The following is a 16828-nucleotide window of genomic DNA, read 5'->3' as shown; positions in this document are numbered from 1 at the left end:
GCGATGAAGTTCACGGGTGAGGCAGACCCATGATCCCCGATGCGCCGACGCCTGTCACGGGCCGGAGGTCGGGGGCGACACGGGAGCTGAAGGCGCTGTCTGCAACAAGCGTTTCAGTCCGCGCGACACGCTGCGCCAGACCCACCAGACCGCCAGCGCGATGAGCAGCGACACTCCGATCACAAGGAACAACGCAATCCAGGGGTGCGCAAAGGCCATCGCAAGGCCGCCCACGACCACGGCGTCTTCCGCCACCGAGGCGGTCCAGTTGCTGACCGGCTCGGGCGAGGTGTTCATCAGGGCGCGCGACCCGCTCTTCAGCAGGTGGCTGGTGAGCGCCACGCCGGCACCCGCCGCCAGCGCGCCGCCACTGAGCTGGCCGTCCGGCGACAGGGTGGCGGCTGCGAGGAACGCACCTGCCGGCACGCGGGCCAGGGTCTGCAGCAGGTCCCAGCCAGAGTCCACGCCCGGGATCTTGTCGGCGAAGAATTCGGTCAACGCGAGCGCCCCGGACGTCCCCAGCACCCACCAGGACTCGGTCACCTGCAAGGCGGGCGGCAGATCCAGCCAGCCCAGCGCCCCGGCGAGGCCCAACCCGAAAACGGTGAGATAGACGCGGATCCCGGCCATCCATGCCAACAGGATCCCAATTACGAAAAGATGCGCTTCGGACATGCCGGCCACTCCCGTTAGACTCATGGGCTCGCGCCACTGCGGCGAGTATAGGGGTCCCGTCTGGCTGCCGGCTGAGTGCCGCATGCCGCTTGTCCGTCATGTCTGCGCCTGCTCCATCCCGCTTCAGGATCGTGCCGCGTGACGCGGCTGTGCGTCGTCGTGGAGCCTCCTTGCTGTTCGGTCTGGCGTGGGCAGGCAGCCTGGCGGCCATGTGGTTCGCCGCCAGCTACACCGCCGCGCCGCGATTGGCGAAGGCCGATGCCAATCGTATACAGGCGGAACGTGAGCTGGCCGTGGTGCGCGGCGAACTGCGCAACCTGCGCCAGCGCGAGTCCACGCTCTCCCGCTCCGATCAGATCAGTCGCGCGGCCAATGCCGAGGTGCAGGATGCGCTGGCCGAGCGCGACGAAGAGATCGCTGCGCTGCGTGCCGATGTGGCGTTCTATGAGCGTCTGGTCGGTTCGACCAGCCAGCGCAAGGGCCTGAGCGTGCACGTGGCCGAGTTCGCACCGGAGGCCGGCGGCACCTGGCGTTACCAGATCATGCTGACGCAGACGCTCAACCGCGGCGCGATCAGCCAGGGCCAGATGCGCTTCACCGTGGAGGGTGTGCGCGAAGGCAAGCTGGCCGCGGTGCAGTGGGACGAACTGCACCAGCAGCGCAGCGCGCCGGGCCAGACCTATTCATTCCGTTATTTCCAGCAGTTGGATGGCAACGTGATGCTGCCGCCCGGGTTCACGCCACAACGCGTCAAAGTGACGCTGAATGGCGGAGACGCGGCGGTGGAGCAGGCCTTCGACTGGAAGACCGCCACAGCCGCAGGAGGCAAGTGAGATGTTCAAGACCAAGCCCATCCGTCCCGACGTGGGCGCCATCGACACGCTCATCGGGCCACAGGTCACCATCCGTGGCGACGTGGTGTTCAGTGGCGGCCTGTACGTGGAAGGCCATATCCAGGGCAAGGTCATCGCCGAAGCCGGCGAGCGCGCCGTCTTGACGCTGGCCGAGCAGGGCAGCATCGAAGGCGAAGTGCAGGTGCCCGTGGTGGTCATCAACGGCCGCATGACCGGCGACGTGCATGCCTTCGACCGGATCGAGCTGGCCGCCAAGGCGCGCGTGCAGGGCAACCTGCATTACAAGGTCGTCGAGATGAGCGCGGGCGCGCAATTGACCGGGCGCCTGGTGCATGCGGATGCCGTGCCTGCGGGGTCGCCGTCGCATGACGGTGCTGCCTTGCCGGAAGCGTGGGCCACCGCCGACGCCTGACCGGGGCATTCAGAGCCCGCTGGGATCGGCCGCGCTATCCTGCGGCCATGAGTCCCCAGCCCGTACCGCCCAGTGTCCCGCCCCCCAGGCTGGTGGGCTGGCCCGTGTTGATCGCCGTGTTGGCGGTGGCGCTTTCGTTTGGCGGCTGGGGCCTCTGGCAGGTGTTCGCGCGCCATGTGGGCGAGGCCCCCACGGCCGCCCAGTCGCGCGAGCAGCAGCAGCGCATCGAGATCCTGGAGCAGCGCAGCGCCACGCTGGCGCGCTCGGACCAGATCACCCGCGACGCCAACCGCGACCTGCAGGCCACGCTGTCCGAACGCGACGAGGAAATCGCCGGCCTGCGCGCCGACGTGGCCTTCTACGAGCGTTTCGTCGGTGCCACTGCGCAGCGCCGTGGCCTGTCGGTGCACGAGCTCACCCTGCAGCCGCAGGACGAGCAGGCGTGGCACTTCACCGCCACGCTCACGCAGAACCTCAATCGCGGCGCCGTCAACGCCGGCCGCCTGCTGGTATCGGTGGAGGGCACTGAGGCGGGCAAGCTGCGCCGCCTGGGGTGGGCCGATCTGCGGCAGCAGCCCAATGCGCCCGGCGTGCCGTACTCGTTCAAGTACTTCCAGCAGGTCGAAGGCGACCTGCTGCTGCCGCCGGGTTTCAAGCCCGTCCGCGTGATCGCCCGCGTGGTGCCGCAGAGCGGCGCAGCCGTCGAGCAATCGTTCCCGTGGGCGCAGGCAGCGGCCAAGGAAGGCGCGGGCGAAGGCAGCACCGGCACACGTTGAGCTTGAACTGCCTCCCGCCAGCCCCCATCCTTTCGCCATGACTACCGTCGTTTCCCTGCCGACCGCAGCCGCCGCTCCGGACTACCAGTCCATCGACCGGCCGCTGAACTTCACGCCTGCCGCGGCGGCCAAGGTGCGCGAGCTGGTGCAGGAGGAAGGCAACGAAGCCCTGGCCTTGCGCGTCTACATCCAGGGCGGCGGCTGTTCCGGCTTCCAGTACGGGTTCGAGTTCGACGAGAACCGTGCCGAAGACGACGTGGCCGTGGATACCGATGGCGTGTCGCTGCTGGTCGACCCGCTGAGCCTGCAGTACCTGATGGGCGCGGAAGTGGACTACAGCGAAAGCCTGCAGGGTGCGCAGTTCGTCATCCGCAACCCCAACGCCAAGACCACCTGCGGCTGCGGCAGCAGTTTCAGCATGTGAATGCCGGCCTGCCGCGTTCCGTGACAGGTCCCGTCTCCTCCACCGTGCCGCTCACCGGTTTCGCCTTCGCGGGCGATACGCTGGATCGCGCCGACGCGCTGCGCGACGACACCGACGCGTTGACCGCCTTGTGGCCGGCCGCCCGCGTGATGCTGCTGGACGACGACGGGCGCGCGATGGTGGAAGCCGACGGTGCGCTGCTGGCACCGGAAGGCGCGTCGCTCGGCGGTGGGCCGGGCGCGAGCCTGTTCCTGGGGCTGAAGGATGGCGTGGCATGGTTCGCGGCGCATGCCCGGCACCATGCGGTGCAGGCGCCATCGTGGCTGGACTTGCGGCGCGCGGCCGCGACATGGCCTGCCTTCATGTCCGGCGTGTTCGCCATGGCGCGAGCGCTCCTGCACTGGCAATCGTCCACGCGCTTCTGCAGCGCCTGCGGCGGCGCCATCACGTTCCGCCGCGCGGGCTACATCGCCCATTGCACGCAGTGCGGCAAGGATCATTATCCGCGCGTGGACCCTGCCGTCATCGTTGCGGCCAGCGATGGCGAGCGCCTGCTGCTGGGGCGGCAGGCATCGTGGCCACCACGCCGCTACTCGGTCATCGCGGGCTTCGTGGAACCCGGCGAGACGCTGGAGCAGACCGTTGCGCGCGAAGTGCTCGAAGAAACGCAGGTGCGGGTGCGCGATTGCCGCTACCTCGGCGCGCAGCCGTGGCCGTTCCCGGGCGCGTTGATGCTGGGATTCTGCGCCGATGCCGAGCCGGATCCGCCCCAGGTGGACGGCGAACTCGAGGACGCGCGCTGGTTCACGTTCGACGAGATCGATGCCGCACTCGCGCGTGGAGACGACAACACGGGCGACGGGCTGCTGCTGTCGCCGTCCATCTCCATCGCGCGCTCGCTGATAGAACACTGGCATGCCGGCATGCGCGCGACGCGCGACTCGAAGATCCCTGACAAGACCGGGCATTAACAGACAGCCGCGCTAGAATCCCGGCTCGGAGGAATTGCATGTCGATCACGCTCGTCGCCGTCGTGCTTGCGCTGGTGCTGGGGCATGTCGCACCCGCGCTGGTCGCATCGTTCCGCCAGTACGCATGGTATGGGGCATGGTTGCGCTGGCTGGGCGAGCGCTCCGGCGGCGCGGGCGTCTGGCAGGCGCGCTACGGCATCGCGTTGGCCATGGTGCCGGTGTTGCTGATGGTCGCGCTGCTGCAATGGATGCTCGATGGTCCCCTGTACGGGTTGCCCGGCCTGCTGTTCGATATCGCGGTGCTGGTCTACGCCTGGGGGCCGCGCGACCTGGACGTGGATGTCGAGGCCGTCATCGACGCGCATGATGCGCCTGCCCGTCGCGCCGCGATCGCCCGGCTCGGACTGACCGGTGAAGCAGCGGCGCTGGATGGGCCGGCGTTGGTGGAAGCGGTGTTCGTCAACGCGCTGCAACGCTGGTTCGGCGTGCTGTTCTGGTTCCTGCTGCTGGGCCCGGTCGGCGCGGTGCTCTATCGCCTGTCGGTACTGGCGACGCAGGACGAATGGGCCTCGACCTTGCCCGAAGAGAATCGCCTTGGCGCGCGTGCGGTGAAGACCGCACTGGACTGGCCTGTCGCCCAGTTGATGACGCTGGCGATGGCGTTGGTCGGCAACTTCGATACGGTGTTCACCGCCTGGCGCGAAGCCGGCGGCACGCGCTTCCGGCTGGACACCGGATTCCTTGGTCACGCCGCACGCGCCAGCGTGCGCTGCGAACTGGCCGAGGAAGCGGAGGAATACGCCGAGGAGGGCATGGTCCAGGCCATGCGCGAACTGCCCGAATTGCGCGACGCGATGAGCCTGGTCTGGCGCATCCTGTTGCTGTGGCTGGCACTGCTTGCCGTGTTCGTGATCGGTGGCTGGGTCAGTTGACGGTCCGCGTTTCGCATGCCGCGGCGCGTGACCCGGCATCCGCTGGCGAGGTGAACCGATATCAGCCTGGCGCCAGCAAGGTGAAGGGGAACCAGGGCAAGTTCCTTGCCACCCAGTACACCGGCAACAGTACGAGCCAGAACATCGGTGCGAGCAGGACGCGCATCAAGGGCTCGAGCGCACGGGGGCGCCAACCCTGGCCGTGGGCGACCATCATCGGGATCGCCGGCAACATCAGGATGGCAAGTGGATTCATGGCGAATGCGCGCAGGATGTCGCCGTGGACCAGCGCATGCAGCGCGCGGGTCAGGCCGCAGCCGATGCAGAAGTAACCGGTCAGTGCGCGGAACATGCAGCCAGGGAAAGGACTGTCGGCCGCATTCGGATCGAAGTTCAGCAGGAGCCAGACGCCGACGGCGGCCGCAAGGGCCGCCGCCGTGAGTGCCACATAGTGCAGGGGACGCAGTGCGATCACTGCGCTTGCTGCATCTGCTCCAGCATCATCATGTACTGCTCCATGCCGCCGGTGGCGAACATGGCGATGTTGATCAGCAGACCGATGATGGCGAACGCGGTGGCGACCCAGCACCAGGTCTTGGCGTTGGCGGACGCACGATGCGCGCCCTCTAGGTCGCCCTGGTTGAGCTTGCTGTTGACCTGGGTCGAGAACACGATGGCGACGATGCCGATCAGGCCCAGCGGACAGCACAGGCAGGTGGCCAGCACCGTGGACACGATGGCCCATGCGAGATGGTTGGGAACGTTGCCCGGCGTGGCGGTCGGGGGCATGGGAGGTACGGCGCTCATGCAGGCTTTCCTTGTACAGGGATGAAGGGTCGTGCGAGTCGGCTCACATGCCGCTCAGGCCGCCCAATAGTGCCAGACCGCCGAACAAAAAGAACCACAGCGCGACCAGGATCGGACCGATCAGCGCGGAGGCGATGGCCCAGTTCAACGCCTTGCGCGATGCGTCCTGCGCACCTGCCAGATCGCCGGCGGCGCGCTTGCCGTCCACCTGCGCCGCGAACACGATGGAGACGATGCCCAACGGCAGGCAGCAAAACAGCGTGCTGAGGATGGCCCATACCAGGTGATTGGGTACGTAAGGGCCTTGCGTGGAGGGCGGAATGGCGCTCATGACGGTTCTCTTGCGGGCGAGGGACAGGAAGGGGCCGCCGCCACGAGGGCGGGCATGGATGACGAAAATCCCCGCCGCTAGCCTAGCGGGGATGGCGACGACGCGAAACCGTCACGCCGCATCCCCGCGCAGCGCGCGCACCCGCGCCTCCAGGACCTCGGCGGTCACGGCGGTGCCATCCAGCGGTTCGCTGGCCACCACGTCAACGTGCGCGCGGAAACGACGGGGCACGCGCATGCGCCCCATCCGGGTATCGCGGTGGCTCCACATGCTGGTCCACATTCCCTTCAGCGCCATGGGCACGACGGGCACCGGGCGGCGCTCGAGTATCTTCTCCACGCCGGACTTGAACGCAGCGATCTCGCCATCCTTCGTCAACGCGCCTTCGGGGAAGATGCCGACGATCTCGCCCGCCGCCAGGGCCGCGTCGATTTCCTCGAATGCGCGCCGCATCAGGTCCGGGTTCTCCCGCGCGCCGGCGATCGGGATGGCCTTGGCCGTGCGGAAGATCCAGCTCATCACCGGGATGTTGAAGATCCGGTAGTACATGACGAAGCGCACCGGACGCGGGATCGTCGCGGCCAGGATCAGCGCGTCCATGTAGCTGACGTGGTTGCACACGATCAATGCCGGGCCCTCGTCCGGCACGTGCTTCTCGATGCCGTGCAGGCGCAGCCGGTACAGGCCGCGCACCAGCAGCCAGCTGAGGAAGCGCATCAGGAACTCGGGCACGATGGTGAAGATCCAGATCGCCACCAGTGCGTTGGCGATGGCCAGCGCGAGGAAGATCTGCGGGCCGCTCCAGCCCAGCGCATGCAGGCCCAGACCGACCAGCGCGGCCAGTACGATGAAGCCCGAGTTCTGGATGTTGAGTGCGGCGAACACCCGTGCCATCCGCGAATTGTCCGTGCGGCTCTGGATCAGTGCGAACAGCGGCACCACGAAGATGCCCGCGAACATGCCGATGCCGACCAGGTCGATCATGATCCGCACGCTGCCGGCCTGGCGGACGAACTCGGCTACCCCCAGCCCGGTGGCGGGCGCGGCGCCCGGCCTGGCGAAGTAGAGATCGAGCAGGAACGCCGTCATGCCGAACGCGCCCACCGGTACCAGGCCGATCTCGACAGTGCGCCCCGACAGCTTCTCGCACAGCAGCGAACCCACGCCCGTGCCCACCGAGAACAGCGCCAGTGCGAACACGTACAGCGTCGACGAACCGTCGGCCGCGCCGAGGTGCAGCTTCGCGTAGGCAGGCAGCTGCGAAGTCAGCAGCGTGCCGAAGAACCAGAACCACGACACGCCGAGGATGGCGTTGCGCACGGCGAGTTGCTGCTTGGCCATGCGCAGCACGGCGAGCGATTCCGGGATCGGGTTCCAGCGGATGACCAGGTCGGGCGCACCCGCGTCCATGCGCGGGATCAGGCGTGACACGGCGTTGCCCAGCACCGCCAGCAACACGATGGCGATGGCGGCCGCCTGCGGGCCGTAAACTCCGGCCACCTGGAAGATCATGCCGCCGGCGATCATGCCGCACAGGATCGAGATCGAGGTGCCCATCTCGACCAGGCCATTGCCGCCGGTCAGTTCCTCCGGCTTCAGGATCGAAGGCAGCACCGAATACTTCACCGGCCCGAACAGGGTGGACTGCACGCCGGTGCAGAACAGCGCGACCAGCAGGACCGGCATGTTCTGCAGCAGGAAACCGACCGCCGCCAGCGACATGATGGCGATTTCCATCGTCGTGGTGATGACGATCAGCCTGTGCTTCTCCAGCTTCTCGGCGAACTGGCCCGCGATGGCGGAGAACAGGAAGTAGGGGAGGATGAAGATCGCCGGCGCCAGCGTGGCGTACAGCGAAAGTTCGCCATCGCTGGCGCCCAGGAAGAACAGCAGCGCGATGATCGCCTGACGGTAGACATTGTCGTTGAAGGCGCCCAGCGCCTGGACGGTGAAGTACGGCAGGAACCGTCGTTGTTTCAGCAGCGAGAACTGGCTGTGGCTGGACATGCGCCCTCCGTGGGTTGCGCGCAGCCTAGCAAATCACGATGGCTCCGCGAGCCGGTGCGCCCGACAGTGTTCCGCCCGTGGCATTGATGGGCCACAGGGGCAGGGGGATAGTGGCGCCCCCACGTCGTCGACACCTTCCCTCATGAGCCGTCTGTTCTCACCCCTGGATCTGGGGCCATTGCGCCTGCCCAACCGCATCGTGATCGCGCCGATGTGCCAGTACTCCGCCGAAGCGGGGCGCGCCACCGAGTGGCATGCCTTCCATTGGCCGAACCTCGCCCAGTCCGGTGCCGGGCTCGCGATCGTCGAAGCGACGGCAGTCGAGCCGCGAGGACGCATCAGCTGGGCCGATCTCGGCTTGTGGGATGACGTTACCGAAGCGGCATTCGCCACGGCGCTCGCCGCCACGCGTCGATATTCCTCCATGGCGATCGGCGTGCAGCTCGCCCATGCCGGACGCAAGGCGTCGACGCACCGCCCGTGGGAGCACCACGGTGCCGCCATCGCGCCCGGTGCCGAACACGGATGGCAGACCGTATCGGCATCGGCCATGCCCTATGCCGAAGGGCATCCTCCGCCGGTTGCGCTGGACCAGGCGGGCATCGATGCGGTCGTCGCTGCGTTCGCCGACAGCGCGCGGCGTGCGGTGCGGCTGGGTCTGGACCTGATCGAGATCCATGCGGCGCACGGCTATCTGTTGCACCAGTTCCTGTCGCCGCTCAGCAATCATCGCGAAGATGCGTATGGCGGTTCGCTGGAAAACCGCATGCGGCTGGTGCTGCAGGTGTTCGATGCGATCAAGGCGGCCGTACCCGCGTCGATGGCGGTCGGCATCCGCATTTCCGCCACCGATTGGGTCGAGGGTGGCTGGGATCCTGCCCAGAGCATCGCCCTGGCGCAGGCGCTCGACGCACGGGGTTGCCACTTCATCCATGTCTCCAGCGGCGGCCTGCATCCCGCGCAGAAGATCACCCTGGAGCCGGGCTACCAGGTGCCGTTCGCCGCCGCCATCAAGCAGCATGTCGCGATGCCGGTGATCGCGGTAGGCCTGATCACGGAGCCGCGACATGCCGAAGACATCCTGCAGCAGGATCGGGCCGATGCCATCGGGCTCGCACGCGGCATCCTCTACGACCCGCGCTGGCCATGGCATGCGGCCGTGGCGCTGGACGCGAAGATCGCGGTCGCGCCGCAGTACCTGCGCAGCGCGCCGCGCGAGCACGCGGCGAACTTCGTGCAGGCGCGATAGCCGCCGATCAGGTGTCCGCGCGTTCGCGCGCGATCGCGCGCCAGCCGATGTCGGCGCGGTGGAACTCGTTGGTCCAGCGAATCCGGTCCACGCCGGCATACGCATTGCGCTGCGCATCCGATACCGAATCGCCCAGCGCCGCCACGCACAGGACGCGGCCTCCGGCGCTGACCACGTGGCCTTCCGCGTCAAGCGCGGTGCCGGCATGGAACACCTTGGCGGTCGCAGGCACGTCGTCCAGCCCGGCGATCACGTCGCCGGTGACCGGTGTTTCGGGATAAGGCGCCGCGGCCATCACGACGCCCAGCGACGGGCGCGGATCCCATCGCGCTTCGATGACATCGAGGCGTCCGTCGATGGCCGCTTCGACCAGATCCACCAGATCGGATTGCAGGCGCAGCATCACCGGTTGCGTCTCGGGGTCGCCGAAGCGCACGTTGAACTCGATCACCTTCGGAGCGCCGCTGTCGTCGATCATCAGCCCGGCATACAGGAAACCGGTGAACGGCACGCCGTCGGCGATCATGCCCTGCACCGTGGGATTGACCACCTCGCGCATCACGCGCGCATGCACTTCGGGCGTGACCACCGGGGCGGGCGAATACGCCCCCATGCCGCCGGTGTTGGGGCCCGTGTCGCCGTCGCCGACCCGCTTGTGGTCCTGGCTGGTCGCCATCGGCAGCGCGGTGGTGCCATCGACCATCGAGATGAAGCTGGCTTCCTCGCCTTCCAGGAATTCCTCGATCACCACGCGTGCACCGGCATCACCGAACGCATTGCCCGACAGCATGTCGCGCACCGCGGCTTCGGCTTCGGCCAGCGTCATCGCCACGATCACGCCCTTGCCGGCGGCCAGGCCGTCGGCCTTGACCACGATCGGCGCGCCTTTCTCGCGGAGATAGGCGAGCGCGGCGTCCACATCGGTATGCACGGCGTAGAACGCGGTCGGGATGCCGTGACGCGCCAGGAAATCCTTGGCGAATGCCTTGCTGCCCTCCAGCTGCGCCGCAGCGGCGGTGGGACCGAAAACACGCAATCCCGCCAGACGGAAGCGGTCCACCACGCCGGCCACGAGCGGCACTTCGGGACCGACCACGGTCAGGCCCACGCCTGCCTCCTGTGCCAACGCCAGCAGACCGTCGATGTCGGTGACCTTGACCGCGACGTTGCGGCACTTCGCCTCCGTCGCGGTGCCGGCGTTGCCGGGCGCCACGATCACCTCGTCCACCCGCGGCGACTGCGCCAGCTTCCACGCGAGGGCGTGCTCGCGACCGCCGGAACCGATGACCAGGACTTTCAAGGGGTATTCCTCATGGCTGGACCGGCGCGTCGGCCGGCGGAGTCAGGCACGCGCGTGCCGGAAGTTCGACGTCGAAGAAAACGGCGCCGTGACGGTCGACGAAGCGTCGCACCAGGATGGCATCGGTGTCGATCAGTGGCGTGATCGCGGGCTGCGCGCACAGCTCTCGCAGCGCGTACTGCTCGCTTTCCTTCAGCGTCTCGAAGCCCGGGGCTTTGCGTGTCTTGGCAGCGTTGCCCTCGGGGCTGCGTATCAGCAGCACCAGCCGGTCACCCTCGATGGCGACCGACTCGGTCACCAGATCCTCGAAGTGGGGAGCGGGCAACGTGGCAGCGACCTTCGCATGCGCCTCGTGCAGGCGGGCCTGCGTGTCCGTACAGCCGGTGAATGCGAGGACCACGAACGCCGGGACGAGCATGGCGGAAAGCGTGCGAAGGATCTTCATGGCCGTGGTGGTGCTCCCGTGCTGGACAACGAGCGGAGAAAGCTGCCGCGCAGATGACGACCGCCAGAGCGGCATCATCGTGCGCTGTCTTCAGTGGCGGAAGTGCCGCACGCCGGTGAATACCATGGCGATGCCGTGCTCGTCGGCGGCGGCAATGACGTCGCCATCGCGCATGGAGCCGCCCGGCTGGATCACCGCCTTGATGCCGGCGGCTGCGGCGGCGTCGATGCCGTCGCGGAACGGGAAGAATGCATCGCTCGCCATCACCGAGCCTTCGACCACGAGGTTCGCATCCGCGGCCTTGATGCCGGCGATGCGCGCCGAATACACGCGGCTCATCTGTCCGGCGCCGACGCCGATGGTGCGATGGTCCTTCGCATAGACGATAGCGTTGGACTTGACGAACTTGGCCACCTTCCACGCGAACAGCAGGTCGGTGAACTGCGCGTCGGTCGGCGCGAGCTTGGTCACCACCTTCAGTTCGTCGCGCGTCACGACGCGGTCGTCGGCGGTCTGCAGCAGCAGGCCGGAACCGACGCGCTTGGTATCGATGAAGCCGGTCGACGCTGGCGCCAGCGGAATGCGCAGCACGCGCACGTTGGCCTTCTTCGCCGCGTAGTCGAGCGCGGCCGGCTCGTAGTCCGGCGCGATCAGCACCTCGACGAACTGGCGGTCCAGGATGACCTTCGCCGTCGCGGCATCCAGCGTGCGGTTGAAGGCGATGATGCCGCCGAACGCGCTGGTCGGATCGGTGGCATAGGCCAGCTCATAGGCATCGCCGCAGGCCACGCCGACTGCCACGCCGCAGGGATTGGCGTGCTTGACGATCACGCAGGCCGGCGCATCGAACTGGCGCACGCATTCCCACGCCGCATCGCTGTCGGCGATGTTGTTGTAGCTCAGTTCCTTGCCCTGCAGCTGGGTGAAGGTCGCCAGCGAGCCGGGTGCCGGATACAGGTCGCGGTAGAACGCGGCCTGCTGGTGCGGGTTCTCGCCGTAGCGCAGATCCATGACCTTGACGAAGCTGCCGTTGGCCTGCGCCGAGAACGCCGCGCGCACCGGCACGTCGCCCGACGTGTCGGTGACGGCGGACAGGTAGTTGCTGATGGCGGCGTCGTACTGGGCCACGCGGTTGAACGCGGCCACCGACAGCGCGAAACGCGTCTGCGCGGAAAGGGCGCCGTCATTCGCGTCGAGTTCGCGCACGATGCCGTCGTATTGCGACGGGTCCGTGGCCACCGCCACGCGCGCGAAGTTCTTCGCGGCCGAACGCAGCATCGCCGGGCCGCCGATGTCGATGTTCTCCACCGCGTCGGCGAGCGTGCAGTCCGCCTTCGCGGTGACCTGTTCGAACGGATAGAGATTGAGCACCAGCAGGTCGATGGCGCCGATGCCGTGCTCGGTCATCACGGCGTCGTCGGTACCCGCACGGCCTAGCAGGCCACCGTGGACCATCGGGTGCAGCGTCTTGACGCGGCCATCCATCATTTCCGGGAATCCGGTGACCTCGGCCACGTCGCGCACGGACAGGCCGGCGTCACGCAATGTCCTGGCAGTACCGCCGGTGGACAGCAGTTCGACATTGCGGGCGGCGAGCGCGCGGGCCAGGTCGAGCAGGCCGGTCTTGTCGGATACGGACAGCAGCGCCCGGCGCACGGGCTGTAAATCGAGGGTCATGGGGAGGGCAGTACGGAGCGGGGCGCGAATTATAACGCGCCGCAGCATCGCGCCCGACCCGTTGCCAGGCGCTCCGTCAGGCCAGCCCGTAGTCCTTGAGCTTCTTGCGCAGCGTGGCGCGATGGATGCCCAGCATGGCGGCGGCGCGGCTCTGGTTGCCTTCGCAATGGTTGAGCACTTCCACGAACAGCGGGATTTCCATCTCGCGCAGCACGATCTCGTACACGTCGTCCGCCTCGCAGCCATCCAGGTCACGCAGGTAGCGGCGGACGGACACGGCGACATGCTCGCGCAGCGGCGGGCGCGACGTGGCGCGTGGCGTGTCCTGACGGGTGGAGGCAGCGTTCAATCGGATCCCCTGGTGCAACGGATGCGGATGCCCGCCATGTGCTTGTGGGTATTCGGCGGGGGGACGAGTCTAGCGCCTGATCGCGGCGCGCGCATCCGCTTTTTGATGAATCCGGCGCGCTTAACGGAAGTCGAAGGAGAACGCGACGACGTTCGCACTCGGCTCGCGCACAAGCACGGCCATCTGGGCGCTCTGTCCGGGGCCGATCGATGAGGACGCCGCGTCCTGTGGCAGGTAGTCGCGTGGCGCCAGCGCACGCGCGCCCAGGGTGCGGCCATCGGCATCCTTCAGCGTCAGCAGGATCACCGGCCAACCCTGTTCCCAGCGTGCTTCGTTGCGGAACGTCGCTTGTGCCTGCAGTGTTCCCGCCTGGCCGGTGACCGGCCGCACATCGCGACTCAGCATGGTGAAGGCGCTGGGTTCGTGCCACATCGGTACGTCGCAGCGGAACGCGCCGCACAGCATCATCACCAGGGGACGCCACCCTGCCTGGGTCGCCAGGCGGGCGCGATCGGCCAGTACGATCTGTACACACAGCAGTGTTGCCAGTGCGCCCACGGCAACCCATTGCCAGCGTGCGCGGGCTGCATGCACCGGCATGGTGCGCGTGCGTTGCAGGAACCGGGGACCCGTTGCCTTGCGCGTGGGCGTGGCGGTGATGACGGGCGCCGGCTCGATGGCGGAAGCCGCTGCGTCCTCGGGCATTGCATGGACCGGAATGACATCGACAGGCGTCGCATCTTCCGGTGCTGCAGCGTCTGCCGCGTGCGCGGTGATGTCGGGGGTGTCATCGACGGGTATCGCCACGTCCGCCGCATCAGGCATGGTGTCTCGCGAAGCCGCCTCTTCCTCTGCCAGGAATGGTGCCGCGGGCGTGTCGTCCGGTGGCGCACCCGGCGATGCTTCCGCGCCGGCTGCTGCAGGATTCAGGAAGGTTGCGAGGCTGGGCGATGCGGCCACCGCCGCTTCGTCCGCCGTGGCCAATGGTCTGCCGCAGCGGGGACAGTCTGCAGGCACGGCATCGGTATGCCGGTCGCGGGCGACAAGGAACTGGCAATGCGGACAGGCCGTGAACATGGCCCCTATTCAACCATGCACGCCCGCGCGCGTGTTGTGATCGCGGACGCGGCGGAGAGCGGTGTCAGCGACGGATGCCGTCGATACGCATCCAGTCGCCGTCCTGCGTGGCCACCAGGGCATCGAACCACGTCGCGTAGCGGGCCAGCAGTTCGTCTTCCTGTCCCTTGAGGATGCCCGACAGTGCGATGCGGCCACCGGGCGCGACGCGCGCGGCGAGGATGTCGGCCAGTGCGTCCAGCGCCGAGGCCAGGATGTTGGCCACCACCACCGGATAGGTCATTACCGGTTCGTCCTCGGGCAGGTAGACGTTGAAGTTCGCATCCACCTGGTTGCGCTGCGCGTTGTCGGCGCTGGCCAGCAATGCCTGCGGATCGTTGTCCACGCCCACGGCCTGCGCGGCGCCGAGTTTCAAGGCGGCGAGCGCGAGGATGCCGGAACCACAACCGAAGTCGAGCACGCGCTGGCCCTCCAGCGCACCGTCATCGGCGAGCCCGTCGAGCCAACGCAGGCACAGTGCCGTGGTGGGGTGCGTGCCGGATCCGAACGCCAGGCCCGGATCGAGTCGCACGATGGCGGCATCGTCGCCGGCTTCCGCGGGTACTTCGTGGTTCCAGGGCACGATGAAGGTGCGGGCGCCGAAGCGCATGGGCTTGAACTGGTCCAGCCACGCGCGTTCCCAGTCCTCGTCCTCGACCTTGCGGAACCCCGCCTGGGTCCAGTCGAGTCCCGGATCGAACGACTCCAGTGCGGCGAGCAGCGCGAGCCCATCGATATCCGCATCGAACAGTGCGGTCAGCACCAGCGATTTCCACAAGGGAGTCTCGCCGACACCGGGCTCCAGGATGGCCCGTTCGTGCCCGGTATCGGCGTCCGCATCCAGCAGCGTGACCGAGAGCGCGCCGACGTCCTCCAGGGCGGTCTCGTAGCGCGGCTGCTCGGTTTCGGTGCAGCGCAGGGAGAGCTCCAGATAGGGCATGGCACAAGGGGCGGGAAGCGGAGAAGGCGTGCATTGTCTCATGCGTTCAGGCGAAGGCCCGGCAAGGCGGGCGACGGAAGGCGTGGCGGGCGTGCTGAACGCGGCGTTTTCGCGTTGAACAGCTTGGGATGCACCGGGATAATGCGGGGGTGCCCCGGAAGCTGCTACTGCCGATGATGCTGGTGGGCCTGCTGGGGGCGCTGGCGTGGATGCCGCTGCGCCAGGCGGGGCTGGCGCCGTTCGCGATGCCGACGGACGATGCGGCTTCCGCCCCGGCCGGGACGACAGCGCTCGTGCCGTCCACCACACCCGCTGTCCTGCGCCCTGTCGCTGCGCATTCGACGCCCATGCTGTCGCCGCTGCGGCGCGCATTCGAGGACAGCACCGACCTGTTCGCCTATTCGCGCGAACTGCTCGCCCTGTCCGCAGCCGGCGATGCCGATGCCATGTGGCTGCTGAGCCTGGTACAGGACTACTGCGCGGGATTTGCCGCAGACCCGGCCGGTTATGCGCAGGACTCGCGCGTCATTGCAACGCTGGGATTGTCCAACGGCGGCGCGATGCTCTCCGCACGCCAGCGCGTGCAGCAGCGATGCGCCAGGTTCGTGCCGCAGGACGGACTGTCGTTGCCGACCATCCTCACCCAGCGCCAGCAGGCTGCGCGCGCGGGCAGCCTGGCGGCCGAGGCGGCACTGCTGGCGATGGAGCAGCCATTGCGCGACGACGATGACTATCGGCGCGAACTGGTCCAGCGCGTGCTCGATTCGGATGATCCGTTCGCCTTCTTCGCCATCGCCCCGGTCATGGGCACCAGTGCGAGTGGTCGGCGCGACACGCTGGGCGAGGTATCGGGCAGTGAACTCAGCGAGATCGCCTGGCGCATCGCGTCATGCGAGCTGGGCATGGATTGCAGTCCGGACGGCGCGATGATGACGAACTACTGCGTGAACGGCGGCATATGTTCGCAGGATGAATCACAGGATTTCACCACCTTCGCGCGCGATGCGGGCGTGCCGCGCCAGGGCGCCGGCAATGTTGACGAGATGGTGGGCACCTTGCTGTCCCACCCGGGAGCTGACGGATGAAGTACAAGCACACGCGACCGGGAGCCAATCTCCTGGTCTGGGGCCTGGTGGTGGTGGCGTATGCCGCCGCTGCCGCCACGATCGTCATCGAGACACGGGATCCCGAGTACCGGGATCTCACGCGCGTGGGCCACATGACGATCCATGCGCCGGACGATGCGCGCCGGCTTGGCGCCAGCCAGGTCGCCGCGCTCTACCGGGCGCGCAGCGGCACGCCGTTCTCCACGCTGGCGCCCGGCAGCACGATCCGGGTGGTATGGGCGGACGGCTCTTCGGAACTGGTGCGGATCACCGATCCATCCTCGCCACTCGGCGTGCGGACGGTGCCCGGCACGCAGCGGGTGCCTGCCGATCGTTGAGCGTCCCCGCGGATGGCTGCAGACGAGAGAAGGGGGGGGGGGGGGGCCCCCCCCCCCCGGGGGGGGGGGTGGGGGGGCGCGCCCGCCGGGTGGCCGGGCGGGGCGCGCGCGCCGCCCGC

General features: G+C 68.0%; 20 protein-coding genes. 9 read left to right on the top strand and 11 right to left on the bottom strand.

From position 1 onward, the window contains the following. Nucleotides 1-54: 54 nt before the first annotated feature. Nucleotides 55-675, bottom strand: a complete 621-nt coding sequence (locus ACIPRS_RS09695; RefSeq protein WP_142126192.1) for a DUF4126 domain-containing protein — start codon at nt 673-675, stop codon at nt 55-57. 98 nt (nt 676-773) lie between these two features. On the opposite strand from ACIPRS_RS09695, the gene ACIPRS_RS09690 reads away from it, so the two are divergent. From ACIPRS_RS09690 to ACIPRS_RS09665, 6 genes are read left to right on the top strand one after another with little or no spacing between them, the layout of a single operon-like run. Next, entirely contained in the window at nt 774-1508 is a 735-nt protein-coding gene (locus tag ACIPRS_RS09690; RefSeq protein WP_446538402.1) for a DUF6776 family protein, read from the top strand. 1 nt (nt 1509) lies between these two features. After that, the gene (locus ACIPRS_RS09685) at nt 1510-1941 is read left to right on the top strand and encodes a bactofilin family protein (RefSeq protein ID WP_192202291.1); all 432 of its coding nucleotides are present in this window, start codon (nt 1510-1512) and stop codon (nt 1939-1941) included. Nucleotides 1942-1988: 47 nt separating this feature from the next. Next, nucleotides 1989-2717: a DUF6776 family protein gene (locus ACIPRS_RS09680; protein WP_446538401.1), complete on the top strand. Its 729-nt coding sequence runs from the start codon at nt 1989-1991 to the stop codon at nt 2715-2717. A 37-nt stretch (nt 2718-2754) separates the two neighbouring features. After that, a complete protein-coding gene (gene erpA, locus ACIPRS_RS09675; RefSeq protein WP_337731766.1) occupies nt 2755-3141 on the top strand; it encodes an iron-sulfur cluster insertion protein ErpA in 387 nt (128 codons plus the stop codon). 20 nt (nt 3142-3161) lie between these two features. Continuing rightward, on the top strand, nt 3162-4112 hold the full coding sequence (nudC, locus tag ACIPRS_RS09670; protein WP_446538400.1) for an NAD(+) diphosphatase: 951 nt from the start codon (nt 3162-3164) through the stop codon (nt 4110-4112). Between the two features lie 38 nt (nt 4113-4150). Further along, complete coding sequence (locus ACIPRS_RS09665) at nt 4151-5044, top strand: hypothetical protein (RefSeq protein WP_446538399.1); 894 nt, start codon at nt 4151-4153, stop codon at nt 5042-5044. Between the two features lie 61 nt (nt 5045-5105). On the opposite strand, the gene ACIPRS_RS09660 is transcribed toward ACIPRS_RS09665, so the two are convergent. From ACIPRS_RS09660 to ACIPRS_RS09645, 4 genes are all read right to left on the bottom strand, one after another. Beyond that, on the bottom strand, nt 5106-5516 hold the full coding sequence (locus ACIPRS_RS09660) for a DUF2752 domain-containing protein (protein WP_446538456.1): 411 nt from the start codon (nt 5514-5516) through the stop codon (nt 5106-5108). Beyond that, the gene (locus ACIPRS_RS09655) at nt 5516-5851 is read right to left on the bottom strand and encodes a CD225/dispanin family protein (RefSeq protein WP_337731763.1); all 336 of its coding nucleotides are present in this window, start codon (nt 5849-5851) and stop codon (nt 5516-5518) included. Before ACIPRS_RS09655 ends, ACIPRS_RS09660 begins: the two co-directional genes overlap by 1 nt. A 43-nt stretch (nt 5852-5894) precedes the next feature. Next, nucleotides 5895-6182 (bottom strand): CD225/dispanin family protein, encoded by a 288-nt coding sequence (locus ACIPRS_RS09650; RefSeq protein ID WP_192202286.1) that lies wholly within the window; start codon nt 6180-6182, stop codon nt 5895-5897. A 111-nt stretch (nt 6183-6293) separates the two neighbouring features. Continuing rightward, nucleotides 6294-8189 (bottom strand): MFS transporter, encoded by a 1896-nt coding sequence (locus tag ACIPRS_RS09645; RefSeq protein ID WP_446538398.1) that lies wholly within the window; start codon nt 8187-8189, stop codon nt 6294-6296. Nucleotides 8190-8331: 142 nt separating this feature from the next. Here ACIPRS_RS09645 and ACIPRS_RS09640 point away from each other — a divergent pair, with 142 nt between their 5' ends. After that, entirely contained in the window at nt 8332-9438 is a 1107-nt protein-coding gene (locus ACIPRS_RS09640) for an NADH:flavin oxidoreductase/NADH oxidase (protein ID WP_446538397.1), read from the top strand. Nucleotides 9439-9445: 7 nt separating this feature from the next. Here ACIPRS_RS09640 and purD read toward each other — a convergent pair whose 3' ends face one another. From purD to prmA, 6 genes are all read right to left on the bottom strand, one after another. Beyond that, nucleotides 9446-10738, bottom strand: coding sequence for a phosphoribosylamine--glycine ligase (purD, locus tag ACIPRS_RS09635; protein ID WP_446538396.1), 1293 nt, complete (start codon nt 10736-10738; stop codon nt 9446-9448). Nucleotides 10739-10748: 10 nt separating this feature from the next. Further along, nucleotides 10749-11183 carry a hypothetical protein gene (locus tag ACIPRS_RS09630; protein ID WP_337731759.1) on the bottom strand — a complete coding sequence of 145 codons (435 nt, stop codon included), beginning with the start codon at nt 11181-11183 and terminating at the stop codon, nt 10749-10751. 90 nt (nt 11184-11273) lie between these two features. Next, nucleotides 11274-12860 carry a bifunctional phosphoribosylaminoimidazolecarboxamide formyltransferase/IMP cyclohydrolase gene (gene purH / locus ACIPRS_RS09625; protein WP_446538395.1) on the bottom strand — a complete coding sequence of 529 codons (1587 nt, stop codon included), beginning with the start codon at nt 12858-12860 and terminating at the stop codon, nt 11274-11276. Nucleotides 12861-12936: 76 nt separating this feature from the next. Continuing rightward, nucleotides 12937-13209 (bottom strand): DNA-binding transcriptional regulator Fis, encoded by a 273-nt coding sequence (gene fis, locus ACIPRS_RS09620; protein WP_142126177.1) that lies wholly within the window; start codon nt 13207-13209, stop codon nt 12937-12939. A gap of 120 nt (nt 13210-13329) precedes the next feature. After that, nucleotides 13330-14286, bottom strand: coding sequence for a DUF3426 domain-containing protein (locus ACIPRS_RS09615; RefSeq protein WP_446538394.1), 957 nt, complete (start codon nt 14284-14286; stop codon nt 13330-13332). Between the two features lie 64 nt (nt 14287-14350). Further along, on the bottom strand, nt 14351-15265 hold the full coding sequence (prmA, locus tag ACIPRS_RS09610; RefSeq protein WP_446538393.1) for a 50S ribosomal protein L11 methyltransferase: 915 nt from the start codon (nt 15263-15265) through the stop codon (nt 14351-14353). A gap of 173 nt (nt 15266-15438) precedes the next feature. Here prmA and ACIPRS_RS09605 point away from each other — a divergent pair, with 173 nt between their 5' ends. Further along, nucleotides 15439-16350, top strand: a complete 912-nt coding sequence (locus ACIPRS_RS09605) for a hypothetical protein (RefSeq protein WP_446538455.1) — start codon at nt 15439-15441, stop codon at nt 16348-16350. Then, entirely contained in the window at nt 16347-16709 is a 363-nt protein-coding gene (locus ACIPRS_RS09600) for a hypothetical protein (protein ID WP_337731753.1), read from the top strand. The genes ACIPRS_RS09605 and ACIPRS_RS09600 overlap by 4 nt, the downstream gene beginning before the upstream one ends. Nucleotides 16710-16828: the final 119 nt, after the last annotated feature.

The sequence above is a fragment of the Pseudoxanthomonas sp. LARHCG66 genome (genome assembly GCF_052871755.1).
This window is presented reverse-complemented; position numbering and strand designations above follow the sequence as displayed.

Excerpts from the sequence above, each read along its gene's own strand:
- ACIPRS_RS09695 (WP_142126192.1), bottom strand. The coding sequence starts at position 675 with ATGTCCGAAGCGCATCTTTTCGTAATTGGGATCCTGTTGGCATGGATG.
- ACIPRS_RS09690 (WP_446538402.1), top strand. The coding sequence starts at position 774 with ATGTCTGCGCCTGCTCCATCCCGCTTCAGGATCGTGCCGCGTGACGCG.
- ACIPRS_RS09685 (WP_192202291.1), top strand. The coding sequence starts at position 1,510 with ATGTTCAAGACCAAGCCCATCCGTCCCGACGTGGGCGCCATCGACACG.
- ACIPRS_RS09680 (WP_446538401.1), top strand. The coding sequence starts at position 1,989 with ATGAGTCCCCAGCCCGTACCGCCCAGTGTCCCGCCCCCCAGGCTGGTG.
- erpA (WP_337731766.1), top strand. The coding sequence starts at position 2,755 with ATGACTACCGTCGTTTCCCTGCCGACCGCAGCCGCCGCTCCGGACTAC.
- ACIPRS_RS09665 (WP_446538399.1), top strand. The coding sequence starts at position 4,151 with ATGTCGATCACGCTCGTCGCCGTCGTGCTTGCGCTGGTGCTGGGGCAT.
- ACIPRS_RS09655 (WP_337731763.1), bottom strand. The coding sequence starts at position 5,851 with ATGAGCGCCGTACCTCCCATGCCCCCGACCGCCACGCCGGGCAACGTT.
- ACIPRS_RS09650 (WP_192202286.1), bottom strand. The coding sequence starts at position 6,182 with ATGAGCGCCATTCCGCCCTCCACGCAAGGCCCTTACGTACCCAATCAC.
- ACIPRS_RS09645 (WP_446538398.1), bottom strand. The coding sequence starts at position 8,189 with ATGTCCAGCCACAGCCAGTTCTCGCTGCTGAAACAACGACGGTTCCTG.
- ACIPRS_RS09640 (WP_446538397.1), top strand. The coding sequence starts at position 8,332 with ATGAGCCGTCTGTTCTCACCCCTGGATCTGGGGCCATTGCGCCTGCCC.
- ACIPRS_RS09630 (WP_337731759.1), bottom strand. The coding sequence starts at position 11,183 with ATGAAGATCCTTCGCACGCTTTCCGCCATGCTCGTCCCGGCGTTCGTG.
- purH (WP_446538395.1), bottom strand. The coding sequence starts at position 12,860 with ATGACCCTCGATTTACAGCCCGTGCGCCGGGCGCTGCTGTCCGTATCC.
- ACIPRS_RS09615 (WP_446538394.1), bottom strand. The coding sequence starts at position 14,286 with ATGTTCACGGCCTGTCCGCATTGCCAGTTCCTTGTCGCCCGCGACCGG.
- prmA (WP_446538393.1), bottom strand. The coding sequence starts at position 15,265 with ATGCCCTATCTGGAGCTCTCCCTGCGCTGCACCGAAACCGAGCAGCCG.
- ACIPRS_RS09605 (WP_446538455.1), top strand. The coding sequence starts at position 15,439 with ATGATGCTGGTGGGCCTGCTGGGGGCGCTGGCGTGGATGCCGCTGCGC.
- ACIPRS_RS09600 (WP_337731753.1), top strand. The coding sequence starts at position 16,347 with ATGAAGTACAAGCACACGCGACCGGGAGCCAATCTCCTGGTCTGGGGC.